Raw genomic sequence first — 208 nt, 5'->3', positions numbered from 1 at the left:
CCTGAATGCCTCCAGCGTCCTTAATTGCAGATACAAAGTTTGCTGCTTCCTGTCGGGCCGCTTCCGGTGTAGTAGCCGAATCGTCCACATAATGGTATGCACCTATCAGCAGACCAGCTGCTTTTGCGTCCTCCACAAATTGGAGGAACGTCTTGGAGCGAAACGTCTTGCCCTGTGTTGCCTTTATAAAAACAAATGATATGCCGTC

The 208-nt window shown here is 49.5% G+C and carries 1 protein-coding gene; it reads right to left on the bottom strand.

Annotation, left to right across the window (positions count from 1 at the left end):
• Positions 1 to 208 (bottom strand): GH25 family lysozyme (locus JO375_RS16360; RefSeq protein WP_267497725.1); only part of this gene is annotated, 208 nt, incomplete at both ends.

Origin of the sequence: Paenibacillus farraposensis (genome assembly GCF_020736845.1) — a bacterium.
Lineage (GTDB): Bacteria > Bacillota > Bacilli > Paenibacillales > Paenibacillaceae > Paenibacillus > Paenibacillus farraposensis.
The sequence above is the reverse complement of the archived record's forward strand: the minus strand, read 5'-3'. Positions and strand labels throughout refer to the sequence as shown.